Origin of the sequence: Serratia sp. AXJ-M (assembly GCF_046531865.1) — a bacterium.
GTDB lineage: Bacteria > Pseudomonadota > Gammaproteobacteria > Enterobacterales > Enterobacteriaceae > Serratia > Serratia liquefaciens.
This window is the reverse complement of the sequence record NZ_CP059394.1, coordinates 798,445-816,343: the sequence shown is the minus strand read 5'-3', so window position 1 is coordinate 816,343 and position 17,899 is coordinate 798,445. Positions and strand designations below refer to the sequence as shown.

Here is a 17,899-nt window from a genome sequence, read left to right as displayed (position 1 = left end):
GTTGTCTTCTTTTTATCTCTCAACCAGGCACCGCTCAACGCAGCCTGGGATTTAACTACTCGGTATGACCGCCCAAAAGGAGGCGCTTAATCAGCAGATATTATGTTTACTGCCCCCGCCATGTCCAGTGACCATGGGAAAAGGCAGGGAACTCAAGGCGGAACTGCCACGAGTCATTCTTCTGGCGAAAAAAAACCTGCTTGCGCAGGTTTCTTGATTATTACTCGCTAATATCCGCATCGCTACTGTCCTGCCGCATAATTTCACGCACCACGCTGGTGGCGAAACTGCCGGCCGGCAGCCAGAAACGAAGTTCGACGGTGGCATCGTCCCACCAGTCCCACTGCATATCTTTCGGCTGTAACAGCAAGGCTCGGCGGGCCGGATCTACGCGTTCGCGCTTTAAAAGCGACATCAGCTCCGGCTGTTCCAGCAGACACTGCTGTTCAAAGCTCAACGCTTCCCCGGCGGTGCCCGGTTCACCATCACCGGGTAAAGGAGCGGTGATCATCAGCTCACCGGCTTCCAGGCGGTGCTGCAACGCTTCCAGCTCTTCCTGTTTGGCAACAAACCAACTGCCCCGACCGCTAAGCTGAAGGGCATCCCCTTCCTGCACGGTATGTTGCTGCTGGTTGGCCAATCGCCGGCTGGCGATCAGGTTAAACAGCGCGCTGCGGCTGGCAGAAAGATAAAAGCTACGCTTGCTGCGTTCTTTCACCCGGATCTCGTCATTCGCCCAACGGCGCGCCATCACCAGGTTGTTACCGCCGCGCCCAAAGCGCTGACTGCCGAAGTAATTCGGTACACCGCCGGCCTCAATCGCCTGCAGGCGTTGTTCTACATCCTGACGATCGGAGATATGACGCAGCACCAGAGTAAAGGCATTGCCTTTCAAGGTGCCAATCCGCATTTTGCGCAGGTGACGGGCGCTGGCCAGCACTTCACAGCCTTCCAGTGAGAACTGGGTAAAGTCCGGCGTCTCTTTTCCTGGCAGATGCAAACAGAACCACTGTTCGGTTACCGCATGACGATCTTTTAAGCCCGCGTAGCTGACGGAGCGGGCATGAATACCGGCAAAGCGCGCCAGATAATCGGCGACGAACTGGGTGTTACAACCGTTTTTGCGGATGTTCACCAGCACGTGTTCGCCTTCGCCATCCGGCTCAAAGCCCAGATCTTCCACCACCACGAAATCTTCCGGGTTGGCCTTCAGCACGCCGGTGCTTTGTGGCTGGCCATGCAGCCAGGTCAGGTTAGCCATATCCATGCGCTTAGTCCTTGATCAACAAGGCAACCGCTTCGCAGGCAATACCCTCGCCACGCCCGGTGAAACCGAGTTGTTCGGTGGTGGTAGCCTTGACGTTAACGTCGTCCATATGGCATTGCAGGTCTTCCGCCAGGAAAATGCGCATCTGCGGGATATGCGGTGCCATCTTAGGGGCCTGGGCGATAATAGTGATGTCCAGGTTGCCCAGACGATAGCCCTTGGCGCGGATGCGTTTCCAGGCTTCGCGCAGCAACTCGCGGCTATCGGCACCTTTGAAGGCCGGGTCAGTATCCGGGAACAGCTTGCCGATATCCCCCAGCGCCGCCGCGCCCAGCAGGGCATCAGTCGCGGCGTGCAGTGCTACGTCGCCATCGGAGTGGGCCAGCAAACCTTTTTCATAAGGAATACGAACGCCACCGATCACCAACGGGCCTTCGCCGCCAAATTTGTGTACGTCAAAACCGTGGCCGATACGCATGATGCGCTCCTTAATTGTCTAACTGAGTTAAATAGAATGCTGCCAGCGCCAAATCTTCCGGCCGCGTGACCTTAATATTGTCCGAACGCCCATTGACCAGCAGCGGATGATAGCCGCAGTGCTCCAGGGCCGAAGCCTCGTCGGTCACCGTCGCCCCGTCATCCAGCGCGCGCTGCAGGCACTGCTTGAGCAACGCCAGTGGGAACAGCTGCGGCGTTAACGCATGCCACAGGTCCTGACGTTCTACCGTATGAGAAATGGCCCCGTGGCCAGGCTCTGCGCGCTTCATGGTGTCACGCACCGGCGCCGCCAAAATGCCCCCTACGTCGCTATGTTCGGTAATCGCCAACAGGCGGTCGAGATCGTCGGCATGCAGACAGGGGCGCGCCGCGTCGTGCACCAGCACCCATTTTGCCTCGCCGGCCAGCTGCAAGCCGGCCATTACCGAGTCGGCGCGTTGCTGCCCGCCAATGGTAGCCTGCACGCGGGGATCCTGCGCTATCGGCAACTGGTGGAACTGCTGATCGTCGGGGCCTATCGCCACAATCACCTGCGAAATACGCGGATGGCGCAGCAGCGCGTGGATCGCGTGTTCGAGAATGGTTTGGTGGCCGATGGTTAAATATTGCTTTGGGCAATCAGCCTGCATGCGGCTGCCAATACCGGCAGCGGGCAGGACGGCGATCACCGATGGAAAGGTTCCTGCGGAGTGATTCATGCGTTACTTTTGTAGGTTATTTTGCGAGGCGGACGCCGCGTTGCGTCTGGATTGGTCAGGAACCAGACGATAGAAAGTCTCACCGGGCTTAATCATGCTCAGCTCATTGCGCGCACGCTCTTCGATCGCTTCCTGACCGCCGTTCAAATCGTCGATCTCGGCGAACAGCTGATCGTTACGCGCTTTCAATTTAGCATTGCTGCCCTGTTGGAGCGCAACATCCTCATTGACCCGCACGTAATCGTGAATACCATTTTTGCCCAGCCACAGTGAATACTGTAACCAACCGAGCAATGCCAGCAATAGCAGCGTAAGTTTTCCCATCTCCGCCCCCTGAAAAACCGACCAATCATCCCACAACTTTTCGTTGGACTCCACACAGAGAACGGCATTTCGCCGCCAAATTAAGAGTAGGATGATAATTTCCTGAGTTTATAACCTAAATTCACTTCGAAAGCGGCAAAAAAAACCACTTTCACCGCAGAAAAACCAACCAACGCCTCTGCATTTTTCCCCTTCAACGTTTTTTCCGGTTATGCAGTAAGAAAAACTGGCTACCCGCTGATTTCACCAAAGCATTCGCCAGCGACAAGCATAAACTGCATATTTAACACCATTAAAAATTTCATCATCAGGTAGGAGTTGTGTTTTTATTCATTAAAGATTATTTTTATGCACTCATAGTGCATAAATAAATCCAATGGATCATTTTTAATTACCGGGGATAGCGATGTTTAAATCTTTAGTTGTGATTGGCGCCTGTCTGGCTGCCACCCTGTCGGCCTCCGTCCTGGCGGCTGAACCTACCTACGTCGTCGGCTCTGGCGGCACCTACCGTCCGTTCGAATTCGAAAACAGCAGTAAACAGCTGGAAGGCTTTGATATCGATATCATCAAGGCGGTAGCCAAGGCCGAGAGCTTTCAGGTCAAACTGGTGAATACGCCGTGGGAAGGTATTTTCGCCACGCTGAACTCCGGCGATCGTGACATCATAATTTCCGGCATCACCATTACCGATAAACGCAAACAAATGGTTGATTTCTCTGCACCTTACTTCCCGGCAGAGCAGGCTATCGTGGTCCCCAAAGACTCTGGCGTAGACTCCATTGCCGCCTTGAAAGCGCTGAAGGTCGGCGTAGTCAACTCCAGCACCGGCGACATCGTGGTGTCCGACGTGTTAGGCAAAAACAACACCGCCATCAAACGTTTCGACAATACCCCGTTAATGCTGCAAGAGCTGTATGAAGACGGTATCGGCGCGGCCGTGGGCGACGTCGGCGTGGCCAAGTTCTATATCAAAACCCATCCGGAAAAAGAGTTCAAACTGGTGTCCGATGCCAAATTCGAACGTCAGTATTTCGGTATCGCCGTGGCCAAAGGCAATGACGAACTGCGCGGCAAAATCAACGCCGGCCTGAAGAAAATCATCGCCGACGGCACCTACGCCAAAATCTACCAGACCTGGTTTGACAGCAACGTCCCCACGCTGCCCGCCGAATAATCGATCGTCGTTCGTCAACACAGCAGTCTGAAGACTTTTTAAGAAGGATCCGACCTTGAATTTCCGTTGGGAGATAATCCAGGAGTACGCCCCGCTGTTTATGGAAGGCGCCTGGATGACCATTAAATGCACCATTATCTGCGTGATACTGGGCACCACCTGGGGGCTGATCCTCGGGCTCGGCCGTCTGGCGCAGGCACCACACGGCATCTGGAAACCGATACTGCATTATGGCGTTCAGTGGCCGGTGCGCATCTACATCAGCGCCTTCCGCGGTACGCCGCTGTTTGTCCAGATTATGGTGGTGCATTTCGCGCTGGTACCGCTGTTTATCAACCCACGTGACGGTCTGCTGGTCACCAGCGGCCTGATGAGCACCGATTTCGCCCGCGCGTTGCGCTCCGATTACGGCGCATTTCTCTCCTGCGTGGTGGCGATTACGCTGAACGCGGGTGCATACGTCTCGGAAATTTTCCGCGCCGGCATTCAGTCTATCGATCGCGGTCAGATGGAAGCTTCGCGTTCGCTGGGCATGAGCTACGGCAAAACCATGCGCAAAGTGATCCTGCCGCAGGCGTTTCGCCGCATGCTGCCGCCGCTGGGCAACAATGCCATTGCCATCGTCAAAGACTCTTCGCTGGCCTCCGCCATCGGTCTTGCCGATCTGGCCTATGCCGCTCGCACGGTTTCCGGCGCCTATGCCACCTATTGGGAGCCCTACCTGACCATTTCGCTGGTCTATTGGGTCCTCACCTTCCTGCTTTCGCTGATGGTGCAACACATGGAAAAGAGGTTCGGGAAAAGTGATTCGCGTACATAACCTGCAAAAACAATTCGGCGAAAGCCACGTGCTGCGTGGTATTTCCTGCGAAATCGCAGCCAACGAAGTGGTCTGCGTCATCGGCCCGTCCGGCTCCGGTAAAAGTACCTTCCTGCGCTGTATCAATGCGCTGGAAACGCTGTCCGGCGGTGAGATCCTGGTGAATGGTTTTGCCATACACAGCCAGAAAACCGATCTCAATAAGATGCGTGAGAGCGTCGGCATGGTGTTTCAACGCTTTAACCTGTTCCCGCACATGACGGTGCTGGAAAACATCATCATGGCGCCGATGGGCGTGAAAAAGCTGTCGCGCGCAGAGGCCATACTGCGGGCAGAGGCGCTGCTGCAAAAGGTGGGCCTGCTGGACAAAATCGACGCTTATCCCAACAGCCTGTCCGGCGGTCAGCAACAGCGGGTCGCCATTGCTCGCGCGCTGGCGATGGAACCGAAAATCATGCTGTTCGACGAACCGACCTCCGCACTGGATCCCGAGCTGGTCGGCGAAGTGCTGGCGGTGATGAAGTCATTGGCGCACGAAGGCATGACGATGGTGGTGGTGACGCATGAGATGGGCTTTGCCCGTGAAGTGGCCGATCGGGTGCTGTTTATCGATCAAGGGATCATTCAGGAAGAAGGTTCGCCACAGCAGATTTTCAGCCAGCCGGCCAATCCGCGCACTCAGGCTTTTCTGAGCAAAGTTTTGTAACCTTCGGCACGGCTTTGCAATGCTTCGGGCGCAGGCGACTGCGCCCTTCCCCTCACCAACCGGTCAAAAAGCTGAACACCAGCCAGAACAGGCACAGAACGATGGTCCCGGTCAGCAACAGTGTAAAAATCAACCGACCACGCAGCAGCATGCTGAGCGTGATGCCAATCAGCACCGAAACCGGCATCAGCGCCAGGAAGAACGGCCAGGTGTAGAGCAGGAAGAAAAGGGTGTTGGAGCCGTAAACCAAAAACGGCACTGCGAAGGCCAGCCAGTAGAAAACAAAGCCGCAGACACCGCCCAGGAACGAGTAAGAGGGCTCCTCTTTCTCCTGGTTTGCGTCAATCAAGATAGGCGAGACATTTTGCATAGCGATCCCTGGTTATTCGGCGCGCTCTCCGGCGGGCTTAGCGTAAAAAGCGTATGGCGCAAAAACGCCACACGCTTTTCTGAATTCAGGGTTTGATAATAGCCCGACCACGCAGCACGTCTAACAATTGCGCAATCAAATTTGTTACCAATTGTTGGCCATCAAGGTGAATATCCGGCCGTTGTGGCGCCTCGTAAACCGAGTCGATACCGGTGAAATTACGCAGCTCGCCGGCACGGGCTTTTTTGTACAATCCTTTCGGATCGCGCACTTCACAAACCGCCAACGGCGTGTCGACAAACACCTCGATAAAACGATCTTCATCCAGCAGTTCACGCACCATCTGCCGTTCGGCGCGATGTGGGGAAATGAAGGCGGTCAACACCACCAGGCCGGCGTCCACCATCAGTTTCGCCACTTCGCCCACGCGACGAATATTCTCGCGCCGGTCGTCGTCGGAAAAACCCAGGTCGCGGCACAGGCCGTGACGCACGTTGTCGCCATCCAGCAGATAAGTGCTGACACCATAGGCGTGCAGTGCCTGTTCCAGCGCGCCGGCAACGGTAGATTTGCCCGAGCCGGACAGCCCGGTAAACCACAGCACCACGCCTTTGTGGCCGTTGCGGACTTCGCGATCCGCACGCGTTACCGCATGCGGATGCCAGACCACGTTGTCATCATCCGGCCCGGTCGGCCGCAGTTGAGCGTCGGTCACGTTATTTTCCCCCAATCAGGTCGCGCGCGCCCCAATGTGGGAAGTGTTTACGCACCAGAGCATTCAGTTCCAGTTCAAATGCGCTGAAGTCGCCGGCTGATGCCTGAGCGTCCTGCAAGGTTTCGCGGATCAAACCAGCCCCCACGGTGACGTTGCTCAGGCGATCGATAAAGATCAGCCCACCGGTATCGTGGTTGCGTTGATAGCTGTCCAGCACCAGCGGTTCATCGAAGGTCAGTTCGACCAGACCGATGCCGTTGAGCGGTAAAGTGTCCGCCTGATGCTGCGCCAGCGAGTTGATTTCCACCTGGTGGCGTATGCCTTCTACCCGCGCACGGGTCTTTTTGCCGGCCACTTTGATGTCATAGCTTTGGCCCGGCAACAACGGTTTTTCAGCCATCCACACCACGTCCACCAGCGCGCTTTGCGCCGCTTTCAGGGTTTCCCCGGCATCGACCAGCAGATCGCCGCGGCTAATATCCACTTCATCTGCCAGCACCAGCGTGATCGCCTCGCCCGGCACCGCTTCCTGCAGATCGCCATCAAAGGTCACAATACGCGCTACGGTAGATTCCACGCCGGAAGGCAATACCTTCACGCGTTGCCCTACGCGCACTACACCGGCGGACAGCGTGCCCGCATAGCCCCGGAAATCCAGGTTAGGACGGTTGACATACTGCACCGGGAAACGCAGCGGTTGCGTCTCGCGTTCGCTGATCACATCCACGCTCTCCAGCACCTGCAGCAGCGTCGGGCCGCTGTACCAAGGCATCTGGGCGCTTTCACTGGCCACGTTGTCGCCATCCAGCGCCGACAAAGGCACAAACTTGATGTCGAGATCGTTCGGCAACTGCTGCGCGAAGGTCAGATAGTCCTGTTTAAACTGTTCGAACACCGACTCTTGGTAATCCACCAGGTCCATTTTATTGACCGCCACCACCAGATGGCGAATGCCCAACAGCGTGGCGATAAAACTGTGCCTGCGGGTTTGATCCAGCACCCCTTTGCGTGCGTCGATCAACAGGATCGCCAGATCGCAGGTCGAGGCCCCGGTCGCCATATTGCGGGTGTACTGCTCATGCCCCGGCGTATCGGCAATAATAAATTTACGCTTTTCGGTCGAGAAATAACGATAGGCTACGTCGATGGTAATGCCCTGCTCGCGCTCGGCCTGCAGGCCATCGACCAGCAGCGCCAAATCCAGTTTCTCGCCCTGGGTGCCGATGCGTTTGCTGTCACTGTGCAGCGTAGACAGCTGATCTTCGTAGATCTGACGGGTATCGTGCAGCAAGCGGCCGATCAGGGTACTTTTGCCGTCATCGACGCTGCCGCAGGTCAGGAACCGTAACAGGCTTTTGTGTTGCTGCGCATGCAGGTAAGATTCGACCCCACCCTGCTCAGCGATTTGTTGTGCAATTGCATTGTTCATCCGGCGGCTCCTTAGAAATACCCTTGACGCTTTTTCAGCTCCATCGAGCCGGACTGATCGCGGTCGATCATCCGTCCCTGGCGCTCACTGGTGGTGGACACCAACATCTCTTCGATGATCTCCGGCAGCGTCTCCGCTTCGGAATCCACCGCACCGGTCAGCGGCCAGCAGCCCAGCGTGCGGAAACGCACCATGCGCTGGCTGATCACTTCGCCAGGCTGCAGATCGATACGATCGTCGTCCACCATCAGCAACATGCCGTCGCGCTCTACCACCGGACGCGGTTTTGCCAGATACAGCGGCACGATGTCGATTTTTTCCAGGAAAATGTATTGCCAGATATCCAGCTCGGTCCAGTTCGACAGCGGGAACACGCGAATGCTCTCGCCCTTGTTGATTTGGCCGTTGTAATTGTGCCACAGCTCCGGGCGCTGGTTTTTTGGGTCCCAACGGTGGAAGCGGTCACGGAATGAATAGATACGCTCTTTGGCGCGTGACTTCTCTTCGTCACGGCGGGCACCGCCAAAGGCGGCATCAAAACCGTATTTGTTAAGCGCCTGCTTCAGGCCTTCGGTTTTCATGATATCGGTATGCTTGGCGCTGCCGTGAACGAACGGGTTGATGCCCATCGCCACGCCTTCCGGGTTCTTGTGGATCAGCAGTTCAAAACCGTACTCTTTCGCAGTGCGATCGCGGAATTCGTACATTTCACGGAATTTCCAACCGGTATCCACATGCAGCAACGGGAACGGCAGCGTACCCGGGAAAAAGGCTTTACGCGCCAGATGCAGCATCACGGAAGAGTCTTTACCGATGGAGTAGAGCATCACCGGGTTGCCGAATTCAGCGGCGACTTCACGGATGATATGGATACTCTCCGCCTCCAATTGCCGCAAATGAGTGAGTCGTTTTTCGTCCATAACAGATCCTTAAGCCAAATTCACGACGGCGGGACGAGAGGCCCCTTCCGTCTGCGGTTGATGCCCAAACCAGGCAATTTGATGATGCAGCTCTACCACTTCGCCGATCACCAGCAGCGCCGGCAAAGGTGCCTGTTGAGCCAATTTTTCAAGCTGTTGCAGCGTGCCGGTTTGCACCAGCTGATCCGCACGCGTGCCGCGGCTGATCACCGCCACCGGCGTCGTGGCCGCGCGTCCGTGGGCTATCAGGCGCTGGCTGATGTCCGCCGCCTTCATGGTGCCCATGTAGATAGCCAGAGTCTGACGCGCTCGCGCCAAGTCTGCCCAGTCCAGCCCGTCACCGTCGGGACGGCAGTGGCCGGTAATAAAAGTCACGCTCTGCGCATGATCGCGGTGCGTCAGCGGAATGCCGGCATAGGCCGTTGCACCGGCCGCCGCGGTAACGCCCGGCACCACCTGGAACGGAATGCCCGCGGCGGCGGCCACCTGCAGCTCTTCGCCGCCGCGGCCAAAGATAAAGGGATCTCCGCCTTTCAATCGCACCACGCGCTTGCCCTGCTGCGCCAGTTCCACCAACAGGCGGTTGGTTTCTTCCTGGATCACCGAGTGTGCCCCGGCACGTTTGCCCACGCAGATGCGCTCGGCATCGCGACGCACCAGATCCAGAATCTCATCGCTGACCAGATGGTCGTAGAGCACCACATCGGCCTGCTGCATCACCTGCAGCCCGCGCAGGGTCAATAACCCCACGTCGCCCGGCCCTGCGCCCACCAGCGCAATTTCGCCCTGGGTGCCTTCGCCGCCCTGGGCAAACTGCTGTAAATCCTGCTCCAACTGCCGCTCGGCCTGTGCGGACTGGCCATTGGCCACCAGCGTGGCAAAACGTCCGCCGAATGTTTTTTCCCAGAAGCGACGACGTTCGCCGATCGCATTCAGTTGCTGTTTTACCTGGCCGCGCCAGCGCCCGGCCACCTCCGCCATCTGCCCCAGGCTGGCGGGCAACAAAGCTTCGAGTTTTTCACGCAGCATACGTGCCAGCACCGGTGCCTGGCCGCTGGAAGAGACGGCAACCACCAGCGGTGAACGATCGATAATCGACGGAAAGATGAACGAGCAGCGCGGCTGATCGTCGACCACGTTAGCCAGCACCCGGCGTTTATCCGCTTCGGCAAATACCTCGGCATTCAGCGCGCTGTCATCGGTTGCGGCAATCACCAGGAACACCTCATCCAGTTGCTGAGTGGCAAAAGCCTGCCCCTGCCAGCGGATGAGCCCCTGCTGATGCAGTTCTTCGAGTATGGGTGAGAGTGACTGCGCAACTATCCGTATTTCAGCCCCGACGCGCAGGAGAAGATCCACTTTGCGCGCAGCCACTTCGCCGCCGCCAACGACCAACACCGGGCGTTGTTTCAGGTCGGCAAATATAGGTAGATAGTCCACAACAGCCTTTTCATATATGCAGAATGATAGTGTGACTATACGGGCTGAGATTTGGCCTCTGAAATGACGAAAAGGAATGACTAGTTACTTTATGGAATATAGACCGCAGCACACGGCTTAACCGGCGATAATTGCGACTAAGGTTTGCGCATTTACGCCAAATTTAAGAGCGGGAGAAATTGTTTAATCTTGCCGACCGTCTCATACTGGACACCGCAAAAATAATCGGTCTCGTCGATATCAAAGAAGGATTTTTCGGTATGTTTTCCCGCTTTTACCTGAAAACCGGCCTGCTGGTGGCAGCGCTCGGCGGTGTTTTCAGCGTTTCTGCCGCCACTCAGCCCGCAAAAGAGGCCCCGATGGGCAAATTCGCCGCCGAGCAGACTCGCCACATCGCCACTTATTTTCCTGGCCGCATGGCCGGTAGCCCGGCGGAATTGCTCACCGCAGACTATCTGAAACAGCAGTTCAGCAAGATGGGGTATCAGAGCGATATCCGCAGTTTCAACACCCGCTATCTGTACACCAGTAAAGACGGCAAGAAGAACTGGAATAACATCACCGCCAGCTCGGTGATCGCCGCTAAAAATGGCAGCCTTCCTCAGCAGATTCTGGTCGTGGCGCATTTCGATACCTACACGCCGCGAAGCGACGCCGATCTGGACAACAATCTCGGCGGCTTGACGCTGCAGGGCGTCGACGACAATGCCTCTGGCGTCGGCGTGATGCTGGAACTGGCGGAACGCCTTAAGAACATCCCCACCGCTTACGGCCTGCGCTTTGTCGCCACCAGCGCCGAAGAACTGGGTTCGCTGGGCGCGCAGAACTACCTGCAGCGCATGAGCGACGAAGAGAAACGCAATACTCTACTGGTGATTAACCTCGACAGCCTGATTACCGGCGATCGCCTGTATTTCAACGCCGGTCTCAATACGCCGCCAAAGCTGGCGAAACAGAGCCGCGATCGCGCACTGGATATTGCCCACCGCTACGGCATCGCTGCCGCCACCAACCCGGGCAGCAAAGCACACCCGAAAGGCACCGGCTGCTGTTCCGATCAGGAAGTGTTTGATAAAGCAGGCATCCCGGTGCTGTCGGTCGAAGCCACCAACTGGTCACTGGGCGATAAAGATGGTTATCAGCAACGCGCCGTGAGCCCGCACTTCCCGCAGGGCATCACCTGGCATCGCCCGCAGTACGATAACCTGCAATATCTGGAACGCAATCTGCCAGGGCGCATCGACAAGCGCAGCCGCGAGAGCGTGCAGATTTTGCTGCCGCTGATGAAAGAACTGGCTCAGGCGCACCCACCCAAAGTACAAAAACAGAAAAAGTAGTCTCTCTGAAAACGCCAAGGGCCCAGCGAATGCTGAGCCCTTTGACGATGTTGATACGTGATTAGCCTTCGTGCAGGCCACACTCACGCTTCAGACCAAAGAAACGGGTTTCTTCTTCACTCATGCCTGGTTCCCACTTCTGCGTGGTGTGAGTGTCCCCCACTGACAGATAGCCTTGTTCCCACAGCGGGTGATAACTGAGGCCGTGCTCGGTCAGGTATTGATAAATCTTGCGGTTGTCCCAGTCGATAATCGGCAGGATCTTGAACACCCCACGTTGCACCGCCAGTACCGGCAGATTGGCGCGGCTGCCGGATTGTTCGCGGCGCAGGCCGGCGAACCAGGTTTGCCCGCCCAGAGTTTCCAATGCGCGGTTCATCGGCTCAACCTTGTTGATCAGGTTATATTTTTCGATACCTTCAACGCCCTGCTCCCACAGTTTCCCGTAGCGAGCCTCCTGCCAGGCGGGCGACTGATCGGCACGAAACACCTGCAGGTTCAGCTTCAGTTTGTCGACCAGCTGATCGATAAACTGATAGGTTTCCGGGAACAGATAGCCGGTATCGGTGAGGATCACCGGAATGTCCGGTTTGATCCGCGTAACCAAATGCAGACATACCGCTGCCTGAATGCCGAAACTTGAAGAGAGCACAAACTCGCCGGGCAGATGTTCCAGCGCCCATTCCACGCGTTGCTCGGCGGAAAGCGTTTCCAACTGGCCATTAACTACCGCCAGTGCCAACGCTTGCCCAGACTTGGGCAGCGCATTCAGCGCCGCCAGATCGAATTCAGCCATGTTGCCAGCCTCCTGATGCTTGAATCATACCGCGCGGATCGGCCCCCGGTGAAAGCGGGGCCAAACGGCGTCAGTCCCAGAAATCCTGCGCCGAATCAATTACCGGCTTGACCACCCCGGCGCGAATAGTGAAATCACCAAAGCCTTCGCCCGCGTTACGCTCTGTGGCCCAGCGGCCCACCAGTTGGTCAATCTCTCGCAGAATTTCTTCTTCGTTGATATTTTCACGGTACATGCGCGGAATACGCGTACCTTCCCGGTTGCCACCCAAATGCAGGTTATAGCGGCCAACCGCTTTACCGACCAGGCCAATCTCCGCCAACAGCGCGCGGCCACAGCCGTTCGGACAGCCAGTAATGCGCAATACGATGTGCTCGTCACCCACACCGTGGCTATGCAGGATCCCTTCCACTTTAGTGACGAACGCCGGCAGAAAACGCTCGGCCTCCGCCATCGCCAATGGGCAGGTCGGGAAGGATACGCAGGCCATCGAGTTTTGACGCTGCACGCTGACCCCATCGTCGATCAATCCGTGTTCACGAGCGATCGCTTCGATCTTCGCCTTCTCGCTTTCCGGTACGCCGGCAACGATCAGGTTCTGGTTGGCCGTCAGACGGAAATCCCCTTTGTGGATCCTGGCGATCTCGGCAACGCCGGTTTTCAACGGGCGTCCCGGATAGTCCAGAAGACGACCATTCTCGATAAACAGCGTCAGGTGCCACTGGTTATCAATGCCTTTAACCCAACCAATGCGATCGCCGCGGCCGGTAAATTCGTACGGGCGAATCGGTTCAAAGGTGATACCGGCCCGTTTTTCCACTTCGGCACGGAAGGTATCAACCCCAACGCGTTCCAGCGTGTATTTGGTTTTGGCGTTCTTGCGATCGGTACGGTTACCCCAGTCGCGCTGAGTGGTTACCACCGCTTCGGCGACCGCCAGCGTGTGCTCCAGCGGGATATAGCCAAATTCGCTGGCCTTGCGCGCATAGGTTTTCTTGTTGCCGTGTTCAATCGACAGGCCGCCGCCTACCAGCAGGTTAAAGCCCACCAGCTTGCCGTTTTTGGCAATAGCGACAAAGTTCATGTCGTTGGCGTGCAGATCGACGTCGTTTTGCGGTGGGATCACCACCGTGGTTTTGAACTTGCGCGGCAGATAAGTCGCCCCGAGGATCGGTTCTTCGTCGGTGGTCGCCACTTTTTCCTGATCCAGCCACACTTCAGCATAGGCGCGGGTACGCGGCAGCAGATGTTCGGAGATCTTTTTCGCCCACTCGTAGGCTTCCTGGTGCAGCTCGGACTCCACCGGGTTAGAGGTGCAAAGCACGTTGCGGTTGACGTCGTTAGCCGTAGCCAGCGCGTCCAATCCCAGACGACCCAACAGCTGGTGAACCGGCTTAACGTTGCCCTTCACAATGCCATGGAACTGGAAAGTCTGACGGTTGGTGATGCGGATGCTGCCGTACAGCGTGCTTTCCTGCGCGAATTTATCAATGCCTAGCCACTGCTGTGGGGAGATAATCCCCCCCGGCAGACGGCAACGCAGCATCATGGCGTGGCGCGGTTCCAGCTTCTGTTCGGCGCGTTCGGCGCGGATATCACGGTCGTCCTGCTGGTACATTCCGTGGAAGCGGATCAGCAGGAAGTTGTCACCGTTAAAACCGCCGGTCAGGCCATCCTTCAAGTCTTCGGCGATGGTGCCGCGCAGGAAGTTGCTTTCTTTCTTCAAACGCTCGGCATCGGCCAATTTGCCTTCGACCACCAGAGGCCCCGGGTGTTTATCACTCATCAGTAGACATCTCGCTGATAACGGCGCTCAAGGCGCAGCTCACTTAAAAATTCATCCGCCAGCTCGGTATCCATGCCACCGTGCTCGGCCACCAGTTCCAGTAATGTGTTTTCCACGTCTTTTGCCATGCGGTTCGCATCGCCACAGACGTAAATGTGCGCGCCTTCCTGGATCCAACGCCACACTTCCGCGCCCTGTTCGCGCAATTTGTCCTGGACATAGACTTTATGCTGCTGGTCACGTGACCAGGCCAGATCGATGCGGGTCAGCAGGCCATCTTTCACATAGCGCTGCCATTCGACCTGATACAAAAAGTCTTCAGTAAAGTGCGGGTTGCCGAAGAACAACCAGTTCTTGCCGCCGGCACCGTCAGCATCACGCTGTTGCATAAAGGCGCGGAACGGCGCAATGCCCGTGCCTGGCCCAATCATGATCACCGGAGTTTCCGGGTTGGCCGGCAGGCGGAAATTGTCGTTATGTTCGATGAACACCCGCACGTCACCATCTTCTTCCAGCCGATCGGCCAGGAAACTGGAGGCACCGCCTGCGCGGGCGCGCCCTTCGATGTCGTAACGCACCACGCCGACGGTCACGTGCACTTCGTTTTCAGTTTCGGCTTGCGACGAGGCAATGGAATACAGGCGCGGCGTCAACGGACGCAGCAGGCCAATCAACTGCTCGGCGCTAAGATCGGCAGGCGCCTGTCGCACCATGTCGACAATCGGCGTGTTGTGCGCGTAATGCTGCAGCGCGGCTTTATCCGCTAACAAACCAATCAGCTTCTCGTCGCGCGACAGAGCCGCGTATTTATCGACGATTAGCGTGGTGTTCTGCGTCAGTTCAAAATGGCTGCGTAACGCTTGCGAAAGCGGCAAGGTTTTTCCTTCCACTTCCACCGGTTCGTCGCCCTTCAGCCACAGCAATTGCACCAGTTCATCCACCAGCGCCGGGTCGTTATCGAACCACACGCCCAGCGCATCGCCCGGTTGGTAACGCAGACCAGAATCACCCAGGTCGATTTCAATATGACGCACGTCTTTGTCTGAGGCCCGGCCGGTAATTTTTTGCTTCACTGCCAGTTGTGCGGTCAGCGGCTGTTCTTTGCTGTACGGGCTGCTGTCGATCAGGTCAATCGCACCGCTGGCCAGCACGCCCGGTGCGGCATTTTCAGCCGGGGCGCGCGCTTTCAACACCTCCACCACCTGTTTACGCCAGGCGGTAGCCAGCTCCTGATATTCCACGTCGGCATCTACCCGCTCGACCAGACGCTCAGCACCCAGTTCGGCCAGTTTGCCGTCGAAATCTTTACCCGACTGACAGAAGTTTTCGTAGGAAGTGTCCCCCAGGCCAAAGACCGCAAACGCGGTTTCGTTAAGTTTCGGCGCTTTCTTGGAGAACAGGAATTTATGCAGGGCAACCGCCTCTTCCGCCGGCTCACCTTCCCCTTGGGTGGAGGCGACGATCACCAGCAGACGTTCCTGGGCAATTTGCTTGAATTTGTAGTCGCCGGCGTTAACCAGCGTGACGCTCAGCTTGGCGGCCAACAGATCGTCGCGCAATTGTTCCGCCAGGCGGCGAGCATTGCCGGTCTGCGAGGCGGAAATCAGCGTGATGCTGGCGGCAGCGGCGGCAGGCGGCGCAATGGCTACCGCACCAGGCTGTTGATTAACCATTCCCCAGAAATAACCTGACAGCCACGCCAGCTGCGTCGGTGAATATTCACCAATCGCCGCCTGCAGGCGCGCCAGCTGTTCGGGTGTCAGCGGGAGCATCGATGTTGGAGGAGCCTGAGTCGTCATTGCAGTACTTATTTCCTATACTTGGCACCTATCCAGCCAGGTGCTCGCCAGTGTCAGTCGCTGTCTTTTCGTTCAGTCTGCGGTCCTGAAAAGATCAGGAGAGTTTGTAAGGTTACCGAGCACAATAGCAACGATTAAATAAGGGATAGAAATAATTAATAACCAAAATGACTAAGCTGTTTTTCTGGTAACGGATAGTGCTTAAAGCGCTAAGCAGAGATTTTTATCGCACTGAAAATAAAGCTGTTTTTTTAACGTTATTTGAATGAATCGCATTTACCACTCATTACCCCAACCGATAGGTCCAGTCGGTACCAAACAAAAAAAGTGTTAACCGTGCATTGACCACAGCAGCGGTAGACCATAGCGGTATAAATGGCAAGCAGGCTCCGTTTCCGGTAAACTTCGGCGGTTTTTGAGTCAATGAGGCCGTAATAATGGCAACCACGCTGTTTAAAGATTTTCAGTTTGAAGCCGCACACCGTTTGCCGCACGTACCTGAGGGCCATAAATGTGGCCGTTTGCACGGGCATTCGTTTATGGTGCGTCTGGAAGTAACCGGTGAAGTGGATGCACATACCGGTTGGGTGATGGATTTCGCCGAGCTTAAAGCCGTGTTCTCCCCTATTTGGGAGCGCCTGGATCACCATTATCTGAACGATATTCCAGGATTGGAAAATCCCACCAGCGAAGTGCTTGCCGCCTGGATCTGGCAACAGCTCAAACCCCAGTTGCCGGAGCTGACTGCGGTGATGGTGAAAGAAACCTGTACCGCGGGATGCGTGTATAAAGGTTAAAGAAAGGGCGCCCAATGGCGCCCTGAATTTTATGCGATGTTCAGATATTTATGGGTCTGCATCGACAGGCGCCAGTTGCGCGCAATGCAGGTTTCGATGCACAGGCGAGTCGCCTCTTCCTTCTGGCTGATCGGCTGCAGCGCGATAATACGCGGCTTCTCATCATGCAGCGTCGCCAGCAGCGCATCCAATGCTTCGATATCACGCTCACGCCCAACCGGGTGCTTCACTTCATCAGCGCGCTGCAAAGCCTGATCCAACACCTTCATGCCGCCGCGCATATTCACCTTGGGGGATACCGTCACCCAGGTTTTCGCCGAACACCGGATTTCGTGGGTGCCGCTGGTCTCAATCTGGCAGCCGTAGCCGTTGTCTTCCAGCAACTGGGTCAGCGGAGTCAGATCATAGATGCAGGGCTCGCCGCCGGTGATTACCACGTGGCGTGCGGTATAACCCTGTTGACGCATCACCGCCAACAGCTGCTCGGCGTTGGCGCTGCCCCAGGCGTCGCTCTCTTCGGTTTTCACCAGGATCCGCTGCATATCGACTTCCCGATTGGCTTCCTTTTCCCAGGTATGTTTGGTGTCGCACCAGCTGCATCCTACCGGGCAGCCCTGCAAGCGAATAAAGATGGCTGGAACGCCGGTGAAAAAGCCTTCGCCCTGCAAGGTTTGGAACATTTCATTAATCGGGTACTGCATCGGTTTCTCAATCTGGAAAGGTAAAAAGGGATTATCGCAGATTCCAGCCCGGCGACCAAACGGGCGAAATTGTATTAAATTTTATCCTACCCGCCTTCGCCAGCGTATCTCACCGGCTATCCGCTTCATTTTATTTGCTTACTGAGCAATCTCCTTGTGTTTACGATGTAATCTGCTTCGCAAAAACAACATTTATTTAACGCATAAGATAAATATATTTGACATAAAGCGCCTGCGCGCAGATGTATAGACAGGCAAGCACAAGCCGGGCATCAGTTCCGGCGATTTATCCACACAATCACATCTGCGTTAGAGGTTG

Annotated in this window: 18 protein-coding genes; 5 read left to right on the top strand and 13 right to left on the bottom strand. The window is 56.4% G+C overall.

All coding sequences use genetic code 11. The annotated features are described in order from the left end of the window. Positions 1 to 220: 220 nt before the first annotated feature. From truD to ftsB, 4 genes are read right to left on the bottom strand one after another with little or no spacing between them, the layout of a single operon-like run. Entirely contained in the window at positions 221 to 1,267 is a 1,047-nt protein-coding gene (gene truD / locus H0S68_RS03745; protein ID WP_130016202.1) for a tRNA pseudouridine(13) synthase TruD, read from the bottom strand. A gap of 4 nt (positions 1,268 to 1,271) precedes the next feature. Further along, entirely contained in the window at positions 1,272 to 1,745 is a 474-nt protein-coding gene (gene ispF / locus H0S68_RS03740) for a 2-C-methyl-D-erythritol 2,4-cyclodiphosphate synthase (RefSeq protein WP_122077260.1), read from the bottom strand. 10 nt (positions 1,746 to 1,755) lie between these two features. Further along, a complete protein-coding gene (gene ispD / locus H0S68_RS03735) occupies positions 1,756 to 2,463 on the bottom strand; it encodes a 2-C-methyl-D-erythritol 4-phosphate cytidylyltransferase (RefSeq protein ID WP_046374487.1) in 708 nt (235 codons plus the stop codon). Between the two features lie 3 nt (positions 2,464 to 2,466). After that, complete coding sequence (gene ftsB / locus H0S68_RS03730) at positions 2,467 to 2,787, bottom strand: cell division protein FtsB (protein WP_020825266.1); 321 nt, start codon at positions 2,785 to 2,787, stop codon at positions 2,467 to 2,469. Between the two features lie 406 nt (positions 2,788 to 3,193). On the opposite strand from ftsB, the gene H0S68_RS03725 reads away from it, so the two are divergent. The 3 genes from H0S68_RS03725 to H0S68_RS03715 all read left to right on the top strand — a co-directional run bounded on the left by H0S68_RS03725 (position 3,194) and on the right by H0S68_RS03715 (position 5,490). Further along, complete coding sequence (locus tag H0S68_RS03725) at positions 3,194 to 3,964, top strand: basic amino acid ABC transporter substrate-binding protein (RefSeq protein ID WP_122077257.1); 771 nt, start codon at positions 3,194 to 3,196, stop codon at positions 3,962 to 3,964. A 100-nt stretch (positions 3,965 to 4,064) separates the two neighbouring features. After that, positions 4,065 to 4,784 (top strand): amino acid ABC transporter permease, encoded by a 720-nt coding sequence (locus H0S68_RS03720; protein ID WP_044033777.1) that lies wholly within the window; start codon positions 4,065 to 4,067, stop codon positions 4,782 to 4,784. Further along, positions 4,768 to 5,490, top strand: a complete 723-nt coding sequence (locus H0S68_RS03715; RefSeq protein WP_046374489.1) for an amino acid ABC transporter ATP-binding protein — start codon at positions 4,768 to 4,770, stop codon at positions 5,488 to 5,490. Before H0S68_RS03720 ends, H0S68_RS03715 begins: the two co-directional genes overlap by 17 nt. 52 nt (positions 5,491 to 5,542) lie before the next feature. On the opposite strand, the gene H0S68_RS03710 is transcribed toward H0S68_RS03715, so the two are convergent. From H0S68_RS03710 to cysG, 5 genes are all read right to left on the bottom strand, one after another. After that, the gene (locus H0S68_RS03710; RefSeq protein WP_020825263.1) at positions 5,543 to 5,860 is read right to left on the bottom strand and encodes a DUF3561 family protein; all 318 of its coding nucleotides are present in this window, start codon (positions 5,858 to 5,860) and stop codon (positions 5,543 to 5,545) included. An 85-nt stretch (positions 5,861 to 5,945) separates the two neighbouring features. Beyond that, entirely contained in the window at positions 5,946 to 6,575 is a 630-nt protein-coding gene (cysC, locus tag H0S68_RS03705; protein ID WP_122077254.1) for an adenylyl-sulfate kinase, read from the bottom strand. Between the two features lies 1 nt (position 6,576). Next, the gene (gene cysN, locus H0S68_RS03700) at positions 6,577 to 8,004 is read right to left on the bottom strand and encodes a sulfate adenylyltransferase subunit CysN (RefSeq protein ID WP_020825261.1); all 1,428 of its coding nucleotides are present in this window, start codon (positions 8,002 to 8,004) and stop codon (positions 6,577 to 6,579) included. An 11-nt stretch (positions 8,005 to 8,015) separates the two neighbouring features. Then, the gene (cysD, locus tag H0S68_RS03695; protein ID WP_020825260.1) at positions 8,016 to 8,924 is read right to left on the bottom strand and encodes a sulfate adenylyltransferase subunit CysD; all 909 of its coding nucleotides are present in this window, start codon (positions 8,922 to 8,924) and stop codon (positions 8,016 to 8,018) included. Between the two features lie 9 nt (positions 8,925 to 8,933). Next, entirely contained in the window at positions 8,934 to 10,364 is a 1,431-nt protein-coding gene (gene cysG / locus H0S68_RS03690) for a siroheme synthase CysG (protein WP_142815877.1), read from the bottom strand. A gap of 260 nt (positions 10,365 to 10,624) precedes the next feature. On the opposite strand from cysG, the gene H0S68_RS03685 reads away from it, so the two are divergent. Next, positions 10,625 to 11,701 carry an aminopeptidase gene (locus H0S68_RS03685; RefSeq protein WP_217331543.1) on the top strand — a complete coding sequence of 359 codons (1,077 nt, stop codon included), beginning with the start codon at positions 10,625 to 10,627 and terminating at the stop codon, positions 11,699 to 11,701. A 61-nt stretch (positions 11,702 to 11,762) separates the two neighbouring features. Here H0S68_RS03685 and H0S68_RS03680 read toward each other — a convergent pair whose 3' ends face one another. From H0S68_RS03680 to cysJ, 3 genes are all read right to left on the bottom strand, one after another. Beyond that, positions 11,763 to 12,497, bottom strand: a complete 735-nt coding sequence (locus H0S68_RS03680; RefSeq protein WP_130016197.1) for a phosphoadenylyl-sulfate reductase — start codon at positions 12,495 to 12,497, stop codon at positions 11,763 to 11,765. Between the two features lie 70 nt (positions 12,498 to 12,567). Next, a complete protein-coding gene (gene cysI / locus H0S68_RS03675; RefSeq protein WP_046374493.1) occupies positions 12,568 to 14,283 on the bottom strand; it encodes an assimilatory sulfite reductase (NADPH) hemoprotein subunit in 1,716 nt (571 codons plus the stop codon). Continuing rightward, positions 14,283 to 16,082, bottom strand: a complete 1,800-nt coding sequence (gene cysJ / locus H0S68_RS03670) for an NADPH-dependent assimilatory sulfite reductase flavoprotein subunit (RefSeq protein WP_187962291.1) — start codon at positions 16,080 to 16,082, stop codon at positions 14,283 to 14,285. The genes cysI and cysJ overlap by 1 nt, the downstream gene beginning before the upstream one ends. 437 nt (positions 16,083 to 16,519) lie before the next feature. Between cysJ and queD the strand changes: the two genes are divergently transcribed. Further along, a complete protein-coding gene (gene queD, locus H0S68_RS03665) occupies positions 16,520 to 16,879 on the top strand; it encodes a 6-carboxytetrahydropterin synthase QueD (RefSeq protein ID WP_020825254.1) in 360 nt (119 codons plus the stop codon). Positions 16,880 to 16,908: 29 nt separating this feature from the next. On the opposite strand, the gene queE is transcribed toward queD, so the two are convergent. After that, complete coding sequence (gene queE / locus H0S68_RS03660) at positions 16,909 to 17,580, bottom strand: 7-carboxy-7-deazaguanine synthase QueE (RefSeq protein ID WP_115060067.1); 672 nt, start codon at positions 17,578 to 17,580, stop codon at positions 16,909 to 16,911. Positions 17,581 to 17,899: the final 319 nt, after the last annotated feature.

Bases quoted from the DNA above. Each gene is read 5' to 3' on its own strand.
- H0S68_RS03685 (WP_217331543.1), top strand. From the start codon at position 10,625: ATGTTTTCCCGCTTTTACCTGAAAACCGGCCTGCTGGTGGCAGCGCTC.
- queE (WP_115060067.1), bottom strand. From the start codon at position 17,580: ATGCAGTACCCGATTAATGAAATGTTCCAAACCTTGCAGGGCGAAGGC.
- cysJ (WP_187962291.1), bottom strand. From the start codon at position 16,082: ATGACGACTCAGGCTCCTCCAACATCGATGCTCCCGCTGACACCCGAA.
- H0S68_RS03725 (WP_122077257.1), top strand. From the start codon at position 3,194: ATGTTTAAATCTTTAGTTGTGATTGGCGCCTGTCTGGCTGCCACCCTG.
- ispD (WP_046374487.1), bottom strand. From the start codon at position 2,463: ATGAATCACTCCGCAGGAACCTTTCCATCGGTGATCGCCGTCCTGCCC.
- H0S68_RS03720 (WP_044033777.1), top strand. From the start codon at position 4,065: ATGGAAGGCGCCTGGATGACCATTAAATGCACCATTATCTGCGTGATA.
- ispF (WP_122077260.1), bottom strand. From the start codon at position 1,745: ATGCGTATCGGCCACGGTTTTGACGTACACAAATTTGGCGGCGAAGGC.
- H0S68_RS03710 (WP_020825263.1), bottom strand. From the start codon at position 5,860: ATGCAAAATGTCTCGCCTATCTTGATTGACGCAAACCAGGAGAAAGAG.
- cysN (WP_020825261.1), bottom strand. From the start codon at position 8,004: ATGAACAATGCAATTGCACAACAAATCGCTGAGCAGGGTGGGGTCGAA.
- ftsB (WP_020825266.1), bottom strand. From the start codon at position 2,787: ATGGGAAAACTTACGCTGCTATTGCTGGCATTGCTCGGTTGGTTACAG.
- H0S68_RS03680 (WP_130016197.1), bottom strand. From the start codon at position 12,497: ATGGCTGAATTCGATCTGGCGGCGCTGAATGCGCTGCCCAAGTCTGGG.
- cysD (WP_020825260.1), bottom strand. From the start codon at position 8,924: ATGGACGAAAAACGACTCACTCATTTGCGGCAATTGGAGGCGGAGAGT.
- truD (WP_130016202.1), bottom strand. From the start codon at position 1,267: ATGGATATGGCTAACCTGACCTGGCTGCATGGCCAGCCACAAAGCACC.
- queD (WP_020825254.1), top strand. From the start codon at position 16,520: ATGGCAACCACGCTGTTTAAAGATTTTCAGTTTGAAGCCGCACACCGT.
- cysI (WP_046374493.1), bottom strand. From the start codon at position 14,283: ATGAGTGATAAACACCCGGGGCCTCTGGTGGTCGAAGGCAAATTGGCC.